Here is a 14091-nt window from a genome sequence, read left to right on the forward strand (position 1 = left end):
TTAAATAGGTTATGTTTATAATAACAAAAGTTAACACTACGAGAAAATTGTTTACTACATTTGTTCACGAAATCGTACGAATTTACGTATGTTACTTCTTTATTTCAAGCGAATTACTAGACAAAATATATTTTTTTACTATTATTTCTCTAAATAAAAGTGATAAAACTAATTTTATTGTTACTTTTGTAAATACCTCTCCCTATTTTTTAACAATTCCTTAAACATTAATCCATGTTTTACACTGTATTCCTTAACAACATTTCGGTACAATACAAATACAACGATTTTAAATGAGGTGATGTTCATGGCAAAGCGCTATGAAAATATGGATAATGTTAGTACAAAAAAATCAATTCGCTCTTTTTTACGCTGGCGTAAAGAACGAAAGCAAAACAAAAAAGATTTTTCTTTCTTAGTAGAACAATCACCCGTTAAACAAAGTGCATTTTTGCAAAGTAATGTTGAAAAAACGACTATCACATGGATTGGGCATTCCACTTTTCTTATCCAAACGAATGGACTTAATATATTAACAGATCCAGTATGGGCTAATAAATTAAAGCTAGTTCCAAGACTTACAGAACCTGGACTCTCTATAGAAGCACTACCTAAAATTGATATTGTCCTTATTTCACATGGTCATTATGATCATTTAGATTTTTCAACTCTTCGTCAGTTGAATGATGATGTTCTATATCTTGTACCTATTGGATTAAAAAAGTTATTTACTCGTAAGAAATTTAAACATGTAGAAGAGTATAAATGGTGGGAAAGTACGATAATTAACGAAGTTTCTTTTCACTTCGTACCTGCTCAGCACTGGACGAGAAGATTCTTATTTGATATGAATACGTCTCACTGGGGCGGATGGATTATTGATAATGAAACGACTATGGAAACCATATATTTTTGTGGCGACAGTGGCTATTTCCAAGGTTTCAAAGAAATTGGTGAACGCTTTTTAATTGATATTGCTCTTATGCCCATTGGCGCTTATGAACCAGAATGGTTTATGAAAGTATCTCATGTTTCACCTGAAGAGGCCGTGCAAGCTTATTTAGATTTAAACGCTACACATTTTATACCAATGCATTACGGAGCTTTTGCACTCGCCGATGAAACACCTCGTGAAGCAATAACTAGACTTCGAAATAATTGGAATTTGCGCATGTTACCTTGGGAACAACTGCATGTACTCTTTTTAGGTCAAACTTTTATTTATAGTAACCCAACAAATGATAAGCAAATAAATGAAAAAATTGAAACTTTACATGTGTAACGTAATGACTGATTTTCTATATCCAACATATAATATAGAAAATCCTATAGTGAAACTTTAATGAGTGGGATTTCTTCATCCCCACTAATTATTTGCCTTCACCAATCAAGCTTTTATGGGCAGCCCGCTACCTAACCTCTTTGCTCCAGCTAATTTTAAGGTAGAGAGTTTTACTGTCCGCAAATAGCGGGATAAAGGGTGTTTTCTATGAATGAATATTTACAGACTCGCTATATCATTAGCGGTAGTGCCTTTGTAGCTCTTCTTATTTCTTACTTTCTATTTACATAAAAAAGCTACTTGAAATATATTTTCAAGTAGCTTTTTTATTACTCTGCTAAATACATAAATCCGATTGCGCCCGGACCTGTATGAGTACTAATAATAGGCGTTGTATAGAAAATTTCTGATTGAGCAAATCCACTCACTTTTTCAACCGCCGCTTTCATACTTTCAGCTAAAGGAATTGCTTTCGCATGCGGAATTGCAACAGCTTTTACGACTTTTCCAGCCGTATCTTGCTCAAATAACTTAGCTAATGTTTTTACAATTTGGCCTTGGCTACGAACTTTCGTTACAGGATTATAAACACCGTCTTCAAGACTAGCAATTGGCTTTATATTAAGTAGCGAACCGATAAACGCTTTTCCTTTACCGATACGTCCACCCTTCACTAAGTTTTCTAATGTATCCACTACTACATATAAACGAGTATTCTTTCTTACTTCATCTACACGTTTTAAAATTTCTTCTAGTGAGCGTCCGTCATTTGCCATTTTTGCAGCTTCAATTACTTGATATGCTAAAGCATGTGTAATAAATTGAGAATCAACAACTGTTACTTTTGTATCAGTCATTGATGCAGCGCTATTTGCAGTTGCTACAGTACCGCTCATTCCACTTGTCATATGGATAGAAAGGACTTCGCTTCCATCTTCCCCTAGCTTGTCATACATTTCTACAAATGTACCCATAGCTGGTTGTGATGTTTTTGGTAATTCCTCTGATTTAATCATTTCTTCAATAAATTCGTCAGGTTGTAAATCAACGCGATCTAAATATGTTTGTCCATTTACAGAGATTGATAATGGTAAAACATGAATGTCATACTTTTCGATTACGTCTTGTGATAAATCTGCCGTTGAATCTGTTACAATTTTAATTTTTTGCATACTATACTTCTTCCCTTTCCAATACGCTCTCCTTGTTATTATACTAGTATTCCCATTGCTTTCAACAATTTGGAACGAAATTTCATCAAATTAATTATATTTTCATATCTAAAATGAAAAAGACAGAGTTTACTAACCCTGTCCGTACTTCGTATCATGCATTTTTTTCAAGGGTATTTGTTTTATATACATTTAAATAATCATTCCACTTCAAACAATTTTGTAAATATTCACGGAAAGAATACGAAAATCTTGGGTGTTTTTGTTTTTGAATTTTTGCAATAAATAATTGAAGACGAGACTGAATTAGAAACGATAATGGATGCTGTGCCTGTAGGACAGGGATTTCAAATATTTTAATGCAATCCCCTGTTGAATGAGTGAAATAAAAACTTTTCGTAATCACAATATCAATCCTCTTTTTCATTGGATTTTTGAACTTCCTCTACTTTGCGCTGTAACACGTTGTTTAAAGTGGAGTAAAATCAGACTTATATGATTTCTGTAGTCCTTATGGCTAGAAGATTTATACTCTATTCATCTCCACCTAATTCACCTTCCCGTTCTAAATATCTCTGAGACGGGAATCTCATTATCCATCAATTGTTTAATACATTTAGTATAAGCTTATAAAAGCGCAAAGTTTGTCTAAATTTTGGAGATTCTATAATTTTTTTCTTCTATATATTGTATACGTTTATAGCTATAGTATAACAAATAAATAAAAAAGTGCCTTTATAACGAGGCACTTTTCGACTGCATTTCTTCTCTTTTCTTTTTCCTCTTACTAACAACCTTTGATAACGCAATACTTACTTCATAAATACAAATAAGCGGCACTGCAACTAAACTATGAGATAAAAAGTCTGGCGGTGATATACAAGATGCAATGATAATTAATGCTACGTAAGCATACCTTCTTATTTTTATTAAAAATTCCGCCGTAAGTATTCCAATACTAGTTAAAAACATTACAACGACTGGCAACTCAAAAATCACAGCAAATGGAACTGTTAAATTAAGTACAAAATGAAAATACTTTTCTGTCGTAAACATCGTATTAAACATTTCATTACCTATCGTAGTTAAAAAGTGAAATAGAAACGGCATTACAATAAAGTATCCAAAACATAAACCTGCGATAAATAATATAGACAATACCGGTATATACATTATTGTCATCTTTTGTTCATTTGGATGTAAACCCGGTTTTACAAATAACCAAATTTGTATAGCAGCAAAAGGAATTGTACAAACGATAGCAAATACTGTAGCAATCGAGAAAAAAATCCACAATACATCACTTGGACCGAGAACAGTTAATTTCATTGGTAAATCTTTTACAAGCCAAAAATAAATATCCTTTGTAAAAGTAAATCCAATAATTAAAAATAGTACAAAGGATAACACCGTATATATTACTCTTTTTCGAAGCTCAACAATATGTTCTACTACGCTCATTTCCCGATTTTCCATCTCGTTCACCACACTTTATTTATCCATTACAAGGAAAATACACTACATTTTTTCTTTCTTTTCCTTTTCTTGAAATGCGTCATCTGTCAATTCTTTCGTTGATTTTTTAAACTCTTTTAACGTTTCCCCTAAAGCCTTCCCGATTTCCGGCAATTTTTTAGGTCCAAATAAAATGAGTACTGCTACTAAAATTAAAATTAACCCTGGAAAGCCAATATTTGAAAACATTTCCCCATCCCCTTTATTAGTAGTTTCCTTGTCCTACTATTACATAATTTTATTTTGTCAAAAAAGTTTGAAAACGTCAACAAATCCATTGTCTTTTGTCAAAAAAATTCAAAAATATAATCAATTATACAAATTTCATTTTCTATTGCTCTTGTGTATGATATGGTAAGGGAAATGACATATTATTTTATGATAGTAGAAAGGATTTGCATTATGACTGAAAAAATGACACGAATGACCCAATTTGTAAAAGAAGAAATTGCAAATGCAATCACACATGGTATCGGTGCCATTTTAAGCATCCCTGCCTTAATCATATTGATTATTCATGCTTCTAAGCACGGTACCGCATCAGCCGTAGTTGCATTTACTGTTTATGGTGTAAGTATGTTCTTACTGTACTTGTTTTCAACATTGCTACATAGCATTCATCATCCTAAAGTAGAAAAAATATTTACTATTTTAGATCATTCAGCCATTTACTTATTGATTGCTGGCACGTATACTCCTTTTCTACTTATTACACTTCGTGGCCCATTAGGATGGACGTTGCTTGCTATAATATGGACACTAGCAATCGGAGGTATCGTCTTCAAAATTTTCTTTGTACGTCGCTTTATAAAGGCTTCAACTTTATGTTACATCATTATGGGATGGCTCATAATCGTTGCTATTAAACCACTTTATGAAAATCTAACTGGACATGGTTTTTCACTACTTTTAGCAGGTGGAATTTTATATTCTGTTGGAGCTATATTCTTCCTTTGGGAAAAGCTACCTTTCAACCATGCTATATGGCACCTGTTCGTTTTAGGTGGTAGTGCGATGATGTTCTTCTGTGTACTCTTTTATGTCTTACCTACAGCATAATAAAAAAGGATTCAGCTTATCGTAAGCTGAATCCTTTTTTATTACTTATGTAATTGTGATGCGATAACTTCCTGTGTATGCTTCGTTAATTCTTTAATATCCATATTCGCATAATCTTCAGGTGTAATCGGCTTAGAAATTGTTACTGTTGCATGAGCTGGCTTCATACGATTTCCATTCGCTTCAAACATCTTATATGTACCATCTAACGTTACAGGTAAAATTGCTACACCTGACTTTACTGCCAGATGAAAACTACCAGCCTTAAACTCTCCAACTTCGCCACCCTTACTTCTCGTTCCTTCAGGGAAAATTACGATAGAATGTCCATTCTTTAATAGTTCAATTCCATCTTTAATCGCTTGAAGAGATTGACGACGATCGCTACGATCCATAAATACACAATTCATAAGTTCCATCCAAGTTGGTACAACTGGGAACTTTTTAATCTCTGCTTTTGAAACGAATCCAATTGGTTTATTTAAGTAACCTAGTAAAACAGGGATATCCATATTACTTTGGTGATTACTTACAACTAGTACTGGCTTGTCTTTCGGAACATTTTCAAGTCCTTTCACTTCTACTGCCCCTCCAGCTACACGTACCATTTTCTTACCAAACCAATTTGTCGTTTTATACACAGCATTATCTTTTTCTTTTGGCGCCATCGTATTTACTTGTCTTTTAAGACGCCACATTCTCGGTGTAATCGCAATTACGATTAAAATTAAATAAAAGATTTTAAAAAACGTTTGAATCATACAGAACCCCCACCTATTATCATTCCGACCTTCATTATACTAGACAAACGAAGGAAAAAGAAGAAAAAAAGTCCAAACAGCAAGTGTTCGGACTTTTTAAGCATTCTATATTAGAAACGTTTTGCTAATTCACGAGCATTAGCAATTGCTGCTTCTTTAATTTCTTGTGCTTTTTCAGGGTTTGCATTCATACCTTCAACTGCGATATATTCAGTATCATTTACACCGACAAATCCTAATACAGTCTTTAAGTGATTGCGACCGAAGTCTACAGCTGCGTATGCTCCTTCAGAATATACGCCACCTGTTGCCTGAATGTGAAGTGCTTTTTTACCTTCTAATAAGCCGACTGGACCATTCTCAGTATATTTGAATGTTTTACCTGCGATTGCTACGTTATCTAAGTATGCTTTTACTACTGGTGGATAGCTAAAGTTCCACATTGGAGTTACGAATACATAACGATCTGCATTCATAAATGTTTCTAAGTTTGTGTTCATTGCTGCTACTTTTTGTTGTTGAACTTCAGTTAAAGCTTCAAAGCCTTCACCTGCTGCAAATTTACCCCAAGCAGCAAATACATCTGCATCAATTGCTGGTACTGTAGTGTTGAATAAATCAATTGTTACAACTTCGTCTTGTGGATGTTCGTTTTTATAAGCTTCGATGAAAGCTTCCCCTACTGCCATTCCGAAAGAACCTTCTGCTGAATTTGGATTTGCTGTGATAAATAGTACTTTTGTCATTGTATTCTCTCCCTTTTTCTCTTTATCTTTAATTCAAGATTTGTTTTTTAAAAGTTAATAACTTACCTTATGTAAGTATAATACAAAAAGTTTTAATCAATGTCAATAAAAAATAGCTACTTTTTTTTCGTAAGTTAATGATTTACTTTGTTTCCTTAAAATTCAGTATACAGATATTAAGAACTCTTTCATATAAAAAGGCTACCTCTACAACTTATAGAGATAGCCTACTATTACATATTATTTTTGAAATACATGTTTTACTTTTTCAGCTGGAATATTACTTCCGCCTCTACCTTTTACATCTTCAATCATCATTGTAATGACCATATCTGGGGAATTTAAATCAAATGCAGCGAACCAACCTAGTTCTTTTCCTTCGGCCTCTTTTGATACTTTTAATTCCGCTGTACCTGTTTTTCCAGCAAGAGTCATGCCATCAATTTTAGCAATTTTCCCTGTACCATCTGGATCATTAATTACTTTCGTCATTGCAGTTTTTAATATATCCTGATTTCCTTTAGAAATTACATTTTCTTTCCAAGCTTTTGGTTGTTTATCTGTTTTAATAATATACGGTGACGGAATCGTTCCATCATTTACAATTGGCGCATACGTTAAAGCTAAATGAAGAGGAGTCATTAATACTTGTCCTTGTCCATATCCCGTATCTGCCATTTGAATATCATTTTTAATGCCGTCATTTGCAATTTTAGAAGCAGGGAATCCATATTCAATTGGTAGTTTCTCATCGAATCCGAATTTTTTTGCTTCACTCATAAACTTGTCTTTTCCAATTTTCAAAGCTTCTTGTGCGAAGTAAATATTATCCGAGTATTTCATCGCCTTATCAAGATCAATCGGATTTGCATCTTTCACACGCGTTACATAGTAATTACCCCAAGAAGAATCTTTTGTCCATTTTAATCCTTCAATTTTCAACTCTTCTTTTGGATCAATCGTTTTTGTTTCAAGACCAATTGCAGCTGTAATAGGTTTAAATACAGAACCTGGTACCGACAATTGTGTAAAGCGATTTGTCATTGGTTTTTTCGGATCATTATTCCAAGCTTCGCGTTGTGCCTTCGATGTCCCTCGTGCAATTATATTAGGATCATATGCTGGACTACTTACTAGTGCAATTGTTTCTCCACTTTTCGGATTAATTGCTGCACTTGAACCAGCTTCGCCCTTCATTTCATTATACGTTTTTTCTTGAACAACACTATCAATAGTTAAAGTTACATTTTCTCCATCAACAGCATCTGTTTTTGCCAAGTTTTTAATTTCTTTTCCTTGCGCATCTTCTACAAAGACACGGCCACCTTTTTTACCGCGTAGCTTTTCCTCTAATACTTGCTCTAAACCAGCTTTACCAACTGGGTCATCAGCTTGATAGCCTTTCTTTTGTAGCGTTTTTAAATCTTCAGCATTTACCTTTCCAATATAACCAGTCAGATGAGCTGCCGCTTCCCCTAACGGATATGTACGAACATTTACAGGTTTTGTTGAAACACCTGGTAAATCAATGTACGTATTTTGTGTTGCCCCTTCAGGCAAAATTCCAATTGGTACGAGATACCCTGGTTTTACCCATTTAGCAGCTAATTTTTGATCAATTTCTTCTACAGACATATTTAATAACTTCGCTACTGTTTCTTTCGTTTGCGGAGCAGTATCGCCTAACTTTTCAGGAATCAATCCGATTTCAGAAGCTTTCCCATTCGTTGCAAGACCTTTTCCATTACGATCGTATATTTCACCACGTTTTGGCTGTGTTGTCTGCATACGCACTTTACTATCTTTCGTCATGCCTGGGAAAATAAAATCAGGAGTCCAATCTATTTTCCAAGATTCTTTATCTCCATCTTTTTCTTTCACCATTTTTGCTTCATGACCAAATGTAATTTTACCACCAACTGTATCCATGCTTACTTTAAAAGGAACAGGGCCTTCATCTTTTTTATCTTCTTTTACTTCCCCTGTTTCTACCTTTAAGTCTTTCACTTCGATACCAGAATAAATTTTTTCATATTTCTCAGTAAACTCTTTCTTTGAAATATCTTTTTTTGCATTTTTTGATAGTTGATCATACATATCTGCAAATTTTTGTTTATTCCACGCTTTTACATATGTATCAAACGCTTCTTGTGGTTTTTCTTCTTTACCACATCCAACTAACATGAATGTTAAGCAAAGAAAAAGAATCCCCCATATCTTTCTCAATCGATTCTCCTCCTCTTTCTATATTAGTACTTTTGAAAATTTTAGCATTTTTACATGCTACCTATCATTATAGCACTATCGAATCTCATCTATAAACTTATATTGGTGAATATAAATAAAAAGATTGATGCGAATTCTCACATCAATCTTTTTTATTATTGTTGTTTCTCATATACATGGTAATAATACGTATATGGGTTTTTTTCATCCGTTAAACCTTTTTCTACAAAAATCTCTTTCCAATTTGTCATATCTATTTCTGGGAAGAATGTATCTCCTTCAAATGCATGATGGATTTTTGTTATATATAACTTGTCTACATAAGGTAAAAAGAGGTCGTAAATTTGCGCTCCACCAAAAATAAAAATCTCTTCTTCATTTTTACATAGTTCAAACACTTCTTCTACAGAATGAACAACTTCACAACCTTCAACATGATACCCTTCATTACGAGTTACAATAATATTACGTCTTCCAGGCAGTGGTCTACCAATCGCTTCATAGTTCTTTCTTCCCATAATAAGCGGGTGACCCATCGTTGTTTTCTTCACGTATTGTAATTCACTCGGTAAACGCCAAGGTAAATTATTATCTTTACCAATTACTCTATTTTCGTCCATAGCGACCATAAATGAAACAATCATTTTTTCATCTCCTCTACAATTATACTGCAACCGGTGCTTTAATTGCTGGATGCGGATCGTATCCTTCAATCGTTAAATCTTCCATTTCAAAATCGAAAACAGATTTCACATCTGGATTTAATGTAAGTTTCGGGAATGGACGTGGTTCACGTGCCAATTGCTTTTCTACTTGTTCAAAATGATTTGTATAAATGTGTGCATCACCAATTGTATGAACAAATTCTCCCACTTCAAGTCCGCATTCATGTGCAATTAAATGTGTTAGTAGTGAGTAACTTGCAATGTTAAATGGAATTCCAAGGAATATGTCACCACTTCTTTGATATAACTGACAAGAAAGCTTTCCATCTGCTACATAAAACTGGAATAGCGTATGACAAGGCGGTAAGGCCATACTTGGTACATCTTCTGGATTCCAAGCAGAAACGATTAAACGACGTGAGTCTGGTGTTTTTTTAATCATTTCAATTACATCTTTTAATTGATCAAGTGTCTCACCTGCTGTCGTTTTCCAAGCACGCCACTGTTTACCGTAAACGTCTCCTAAATAACCATATTTATTTGAGAACTCATCATCTTCTAAAACGTTCTTTTTAAACAATTCCATTTGCTCGTCGTACTGTACTTTAAATTCTTCATCTTGTTGTGAGCGAAGACCAAAATCAGTCATGTCAGGACCAGTATACTCATCACTTTCTACCCAGCTCTTAAAAGCCCATTCATTCCAAATGTTATTATTATGCTGCAATAAATAGCGAATATTTGTATCACCTTTCATAAACCAAAGTAGTTCACTTGCTACAAGGCGAAATGGTACTCTTTTTGTCGTTAATAAAGGAAATCCTTTGCTCAAATCAAAACGCATTTGATATCCAAATACAGATACAGTTCCTGTCCCTGTACGATCTTCTTTCTTCGTACCATGTTCCATTACATGGCGGCATAAATTTAAGTATTCATTTTCAGCATGTTTCATATGTAGGAAAACCTTCTTTCAATCGTATATGGAATTTATCATAACATGAAAAATGGTAAATTTAATAATCTTAATTAATAAAATTTCTTATGCTAATTCTTACAAAATTATTAACTTTCCATATTTTAAAAGGTTTTCATTTTCTATTACCGAAAGTATAGTGCGGTAGATCAAAATTTATATTTGGAGGTTAGAAATATGTCTAAAATTGAAACACCTGTTATGACTTCTTTACAAACAACGGCTGAAAAAATGATGAAGGATTTAAATGTTCCTGGTGCTGCTGTCGCTGTTATAAAAGACGGTGAAGTTATTATTTCAGAAGGTTTCGGCTATCGTAATATAGAAACAAAAGAGGCTGTTACCCCGAATACTCGATTCGCAATCGGTTCCTCAACGAAAGCATTTGGCACACTTTCATTAAGCTTGTTAGCACAGCAAAAAAAGTTTAATTGGGATACCCCTATCCAGTCTTATATACCTAACTTTACTTTATCTGAACTACTTGCTAGCTCACAAGTTACAGGACGGGATTTAGCTTCTCATCGAACTGGAGTGAGTCGTCATGAGGCTCTTTGGTACAGTTCTGCCTTATCTCGAAAAGATCTCGTTGAAAAAATAAAACATTTACCACTTGATGCACCGTTCCGAACTGCATTTCTATATAACAACTTAATGTATGCAACAATTAGCTACATTGTTGAAAACATTACAAATCAAACGTGGGAGCAATACACTACAGAACATATTTTAGAACCTTTAAATATGAGACATACAAACTTCTCTGTTAACGATTCACAAACTACAGATGATTACGCTTTACCTTACATTGAAAATGACGGTGAAATAAAAGCAGTTCCATTCCGTAACATCGATACAGTTGGCGCTGCTGGGTGTATTAATTCCACAATTGAAGATATGGCAAATTGGGTACTTCTCCACTTAAATGAAGGAAAATTTGGAGATCATGAATTAATCTCCTCTGAATTATTACAACAAATGTATACACCACACAATTCAATTCCAGACCAACCGGTTTTATCACTCCCTGAATCTCCATTAAATAGTTACGGTCTTGGTTGGTTTATTAGCGCTTATCGTGGTAAAAAAGTGATTCATCATGGCGGTAATATCGATGGATTTTCAGCGCTTGTTTCATTCATACCAACAGAAAACATAGGCGTTGTCATTTTAACGAATGCTGGAGGAACATTACTTCCTACTTATCTCGCTAATCAAATTTATGACGAACTACTTGAATTAGAATCCATTGATTGGCATAAACGTGCTGTAGAAGATACTAAAAAAATGAAGGAAATGATGAAAGAAGCAACTGAATCCCTCCCTGAACAAATTAAAGGGACTACACCTTCGCACAAGTTAGAGGATTATACTGGTACTTTTGAACATCCTGCATACGGAACATTACAAGTATACAAACGAGATGATTCGTTATATGTACAATTTATGGAAATGGATATTCAATTAGGGCATCATCATTACGACATCTTCTCTGCAAAAGTTGACTTATTCCAAATGAAAATGAGCTTATTATTCGCTTATGAAATGAATGTAAGTGGTGAATTCCCATCCCTTCAGTTACATGTACCAGCTACATTAAGTACTCAGCCGCTTACATTTAAGAAAATTAAATAAGTATCTTAATGGTAAAAAATAAAGGTAGGTGCGAATCACACCTACCTTTTCTATTTCATATCAATCTTATCTGGTTGAAACCAACTTGGCTTCGATAACTCAAAGTTATTATGATCCTCTAAAACTATAGTAAGGCGCTCTAACATATCATCTAACATATGCGGCGCTGCTCGTAATGTCCAGACAACTGAGGAGAAAACTGTCATACCAACGTACACCGTGTATAATTTCCAGAACTCCTCTGGTATTTTTCTATTAAAGTATCCTTCTATTTGTCCGATTGAATACGGAATACTAATGTCCCTTGCAAACAGTGCAATTTTCACAAAATCATGAAGTGGATCGCCCCAGTCGTAGCCATTAAAATCAACAACACCTACATATTTTCCATCCCGTACAATTATATTTTCTAAGTGAAAATCATCGTGTTGAAATCGATTTGGGCGGTTCTTTAAATATATTTCATTTTCTTCAATAAACTTTATGATTTTATCATCATTTTTTATGTTTATTCCACATGTTTTATATGCCTCTAAATATTTACTATGTTTTTTCATTGCTCTTTCATACCATGGAAGTATATTATTAGGAGCTTCATATGTATGCATTTTTGCTAAATCTTTCCCTGCCTCTATACCAATATCATATTGTTCTTTTGGTGAATACGTAGGCAATAACTTCTTCGCATCTTCCCCTTCTAAATACGAAAAGATGCCATAGCATAAACCTTCTTCTGCCAACAAACCCATTTCAATTGGTTTTTGTGCTTGCACACTACGATTTTGCATTTCATTTAAAATTTGAAACTCTATTTTCTTTCTTTCATACTCTTTTATATCGCCTGTCCGCAATAAATATTTTTCATTATTCGTACTCGTAATTATATATTTCTTATCAGGCGAAAAACCTTTAGAAATTTCTTTAATATCCACTGCATCTTTTACTATTTGTATATTATTTTGCCATGCTGTAATTATCTTCATATCTATTCCCCTTACATTTCTGCATTTGGTGTATAGGCAACTTCTACAATAAATCCATTCGGATCGTAAAAATCAATCGTATAATAACCTTCCGAATAATGATTCATTTCAATTGGACCACGTATTACCTTCACTTTCGTACTAGAAAGAAAATCTGCTACTTCCTCAACTACTTCTCTATGAATAGCTTGATAACAAATATGCCTAGGCCCTAACGTCCTTACAATTTCCTCATCTACTTCTTTAAAGTATATTTCACTTTCTCCTGTGCTATATGCTACTTCATTTAACTTTCTCCACCCAATTATGGAAAACAACTTATTATAAAAAGAAATGGATTCCTCTAAATTTGCTACCCAAAATTCAATATGATGAATGCCTGCTCGCAGTGTATTCATATTAAGAATACGCTCCTTGTACTACTTGCACAATTTCCATCGGCTTATGAACCATGTAATCTGGTGCATCTTTTTTCACTGTTTCAATAACATCATATCCCCAAGATACCCAAATTACGTTCACTCCAGCCTTTTTACACGCTGCTACGTCTCGCTGTTCATCACCGACATATAACATATCTTTCTCTGTTATTTTTTTTGATTTCAAAAATCTTTTTATCATTTTATCTTTACCAAACAAATTTTTAGAACAATACACTTCTTGAATATTTTCGATACCATTCTTGTGTAAAAACGCCCGAATATGCTCTTCTGAGTTCGATGATATGACTGCAATTCCGTAGCCTTTTTTATGTAGTTCATCTAATACTTCTTTCATCCCATGGAACAAAACGAGATTTTTTATAGCAGGTTGATACAATTTATAAAACTCCAGCGCTAATATCGGTAGTTTATACAGTGGTACATCGAGTTGTTTACATCTCTCCGCCATCGTTAACTTGCGTAAATACTCAATTTCTTCTTCTCTTACCGTTTTATATCCGTGCTTTTCAGCAATTTGATTATAAATTGGTACAAATATATTTTGTGAATCTACTAATGTGCCATCAAAGTCAAAAACAATATATTTTTGCATTCCCATACTCCTTTTGCTTCTTTTTTCTAAACCTAT

15 protein-coding genes are annotated in these 14091 nt (G+C 33.8%); 3 read left to right on the top strand and 12 right to left on the bottom strand.

Annotation, left to right across the window (positions count from 1 at the left end; translation table 11 throughout):
- The first annotated feature begins 307 nt into the window (after positions 1 to 307).
- Positions 308 to 1282 carry an MBL fold metallo-hydrolase gene (locus MKY38_RS11225; protein ID WP_048558274.1) on the top strand — a complete coding sequence of 325 codons (975 nt, stop codon included), beginning with the start codon at positions 308 to 310 and terminating at the stop codon, positions 1280 to 1282.
- Positions 1283 to 1611: 329 nt separating this feature from the next.
- Here MKY38_RS11225 and MKY38_RS11230 read toward each other — a convergent pair whose 3' ends face one another.
- The 4 genes from MKY38_RS11230 to MKY38_RS11245 form a co-directional block, all read right to left on the bottom strand.
- Positions 1612 to 2454 (bottom strand): DegV family protein, encoded by an 843-nt coding sequence (locus tag MKY38_RS11230; RefSeq protein WP_001169470.1) that lies wholly within the window; start codon positions 2452 to 2454, stop codon positions 1612 to 1614.
- 154 nt (positions 2455 to 2608) lie between these two features.
- Positions 2609 to 2860, bottom strand: a complete 252-nt coding sequence (locus MKY38_RS11235) for a DUF2535 family protein (protein ID WP_000629012.1) — start codon at positions 2858 to 2860, stop codon at positions 2609 to 2611.
- Positions 2861 to 3189: 329 nt separating this feature from the next.
- Positions 3190 to 3930 carry a twin-arginine translocase subunit TatC gene (tatC, locus tag MKY38_RS11240; protein WP_000431523.1) on the bottom strand — a complete coding sequence of 247 codons (741 nt, stop codon included), beginning with the start codon at positions 3928 to 3930 and terminating at the stop codon, positions 3190 to 3192.
- Positions 3931 to 3972: 42 nt separating this feature from the next.
- Entirely contained in the window at positions 3973 to 4158 is a 186-nt protein-coding gene (locus MKY38_RS11245) for a twin-arginine translocase TatA/TatE family subunit (protein WP_000492443.1), read from the bottom strand.
- 213 nt (positions 4159 to 4371) lie between these two features.
- Between MKY38_RS11245 and trhA the strand changes: the two genes are divergently transcribed.
- A complete protein-coding gene (gene trhA / locus MKY38_RS11250) occupies positions 4372 to 5028 on the top strand; it encodes a PAQR family membrane homeostasis protein TrhA (protein WP_000136889.1) in 657 nt (218 codons plus the stop codon).
- 41 nt (positions 5029 to 5069) lie between these two features.
- Here trhA and MKY38_RS11255 read toward each other — a convergent pair whose 3' ends face one another.
- The 5 genes from MKY38_RS11255 to MKY38_RS11275 form a co-directional block, all read right to left on the bottom strand.
- Complete coding sequence (locus MKY38_RS11255; RefSeq protein WP_000616577.1) at positions 5070 to 5789, bottom strand: lysophospholipid acyltransferase family protein; 720 nt, start codon at positions 5787 to 5789, stop codon at positions 5070 to 5072.
- Positions 5790 to 5899: 110 nt separating this feature from the next.
- On the bottom strand, positions 5900 to 6535 hold the full coding sequence (locus MKY38_RS11260) for an FMN-dependent NADH-azoreductase (RefSeq protein WP_000170025.1): 636 nt from the start codon (positions 6533 to 6535) through the stop codon (positions 5900 to 5902).
- 240 nt (positions 6536 to 6775) lie between these two features.
- Positions 6776 to 8761 carry a penicillin-binding protein 3 gene (pbpC, locus tag MKY38_RS11265; RefSeq protein ID WP_001227248.1) on the bottom strand — a complete coding sequence of 662 codons (1986 nt, stop codon included), beginning with the start codon at positions 8759 to 8761 and terminating at the stop codon, positions 6776 to 6778.
- 155 nt (positions 8762 to 8916) lie between these two features.
- Positions 8917 to 9405, bottom strand: coding sequence for a dihydrofolate reductase (locus MKY38_RS11270; RefSeq protein ID WP_000637205.1), 489 nt, complete (start codon positions 9403 to 9405; stop codon positions 8917 to 8919).
- 19 nt (positions 9406 to 9424) lie between these two features.
- Entirely contained in the window at positions 9425 to 10381 is a 957-nt protein-coding gene (locus MKY38_RS11275; protein ID WP_000679609.1) for a thymidylate synthase, read from the bottom strand.
- A gap of 198 nt (positions 10382 to 10579) precedes the next feature.
- Between MKY38_RS11275 and MKY38_RS11280 the strand changes: the two genes are divergently transcribed.
- Complete coding sequence (locus tag MKY38_RS11280) at positions 10580 to 12037, top strand: serine hydrolase (RefSeq protein ID WP_070180098.1); 1458 nt, start codon at positions 10580 to 10582, stop codon at positions 12035 to 12037.
- 50 nt (positions 12038 to 12087) lie between these two features.
- Here MKY38_RS11280 and MKY38_RS11285 read toward each other — a convergent pair whose 3' ends face one another.
- The 3 genes from MKY38_RS11285 to MKY38_RS11295 are packed head-to-tail and all read right to left on the bottom strand — an operon-like array spanning position 12088 to position 14055.
- A complete protein-coding gene (locus MKY38_RS11285) occupies positions 12088 to 13020 on the bottom strand; it encodes an aminoglycoside phosphotransferase family protein (RefSeq protein ID WP_070180097.1) in 933 nt (310 codons plus the stop codon).
- Between the two features lie 11 nt (positions 13021 to 13031).
- Entirely contained in the window at positions 13032 to 13418 is a 387-nt protein-coding gene (locus tag MKY38_RS11290) for a VOC family protein (protein WP_070180096.1), read from the bottom strand.
- A gap of 1 nt (position 13419) precedes the next feature.
- Positions 13420 to 14055, bottom strand: coding sequence for an HAD family hydrolase (locus tag MKY38_RS11295; RefSeq protein WP_070180095.1), 636 nt, complete (start codon positions 14053 to 14055; stop codon positions 13420 to 13422).
- Between the last annotated feature and the right edge of the window lie 36 nt (positions 14056 to 14091).

It is taken from the genome of Bacillus sp. FSL R5-0585 (genome assembly GCF_038004545.1).
Lineage (GTDB): Bacteria > Bacillota > Bacilli > Bacillales > Bacillaceae_G > Bacillus_A > Bacillus_A cereus.

Coding starts and splice junctions, on each gene's coding strand:
- MKY38_RS11225 (WP_048558274.1), top strand. CDS start 308: ATGGCAAAGCGCTATGAAAATATGGATAATGTTAGTACAAAAAAATCA.
- MKY38_RS11230 (WP_001169470.1), bottom strand. CDS start 2,454: ATGCAAAAAATTAAAATTGTAACAGATTCAACGGCAGATTTATCACAA.
- tatC (WP_000431523.1), bottom strand. CDS start 3,930: ATGGAAAATCGGGAAATGAGCGTAGTAGAACATATTGTTGAGCTTCGA.
- MKY38_RS11245 (WP_000492443.1), bottom strand. CDS start 4,158: ATGTTTTCAAATATTGGCTTTCCAGGGTTAATTTTAATTTTAGTAGCA.
- trhA (WP_000136889.1), top strand. CDS start 4,372: ATGACTGAAAAAATGACACGAATGACCCAATTTGTAAAAGAAGAAATT.
- MKY38_RS11255 (WP_000616577.1), bottom strand. CDS start 5,789: ATGATTCAAACGTTTTTTAAAATCTTTTATTTAATTTTAATCGTAATT.
- MKY38_RS11260 (WP_000170025.1), bottom strand. CDS start 6,535: ATGACAAAAGTACTATTTATCACAGCAAATCCAAATTCAGCAGAAGGT.
- MKY38_RS11270 (WP_000637205.1), bottom strand. CDS start 9,405: ATGATTGTTTCATTTATGGTCGCTATGGACGAAAATAGAGTAATTGGT.
- MKY38_RS11275 (WP_000679609.1), bottom strand. CDS start 10,381: ATGAAACATGCTGAAAATGAATACTTAAATTTATGCCGCCATGTAATG.
- MKY38_RS11280 (WP_070180098.1), top strand. CDS start 10,580: ATGTCTAAAATTGAAACACCTGTTATGACTTCTTTACAAACAACGGCT.
- MKY38_RS11285 (WP_070180097.1), bottom strand. CDS start 13,020: ATGAAGATAATTACAGCATGGCAAAATAATATACAAATAGTAAAAGAT.
- MKY38_RS11290 (WP_070180096.1), bottom strand. CDS start 13,418: ATGAATACACTGCGAGCAGGCATTCATCATATTGAATTTTGGGTAGCA.
- MKY38_RS11295 (WP_070180095.1), bottom strand. CDS start 14,055: ATGCAAAAATATATTGTTTTTGACTTTGATGGCACATTAGTAGATTCA.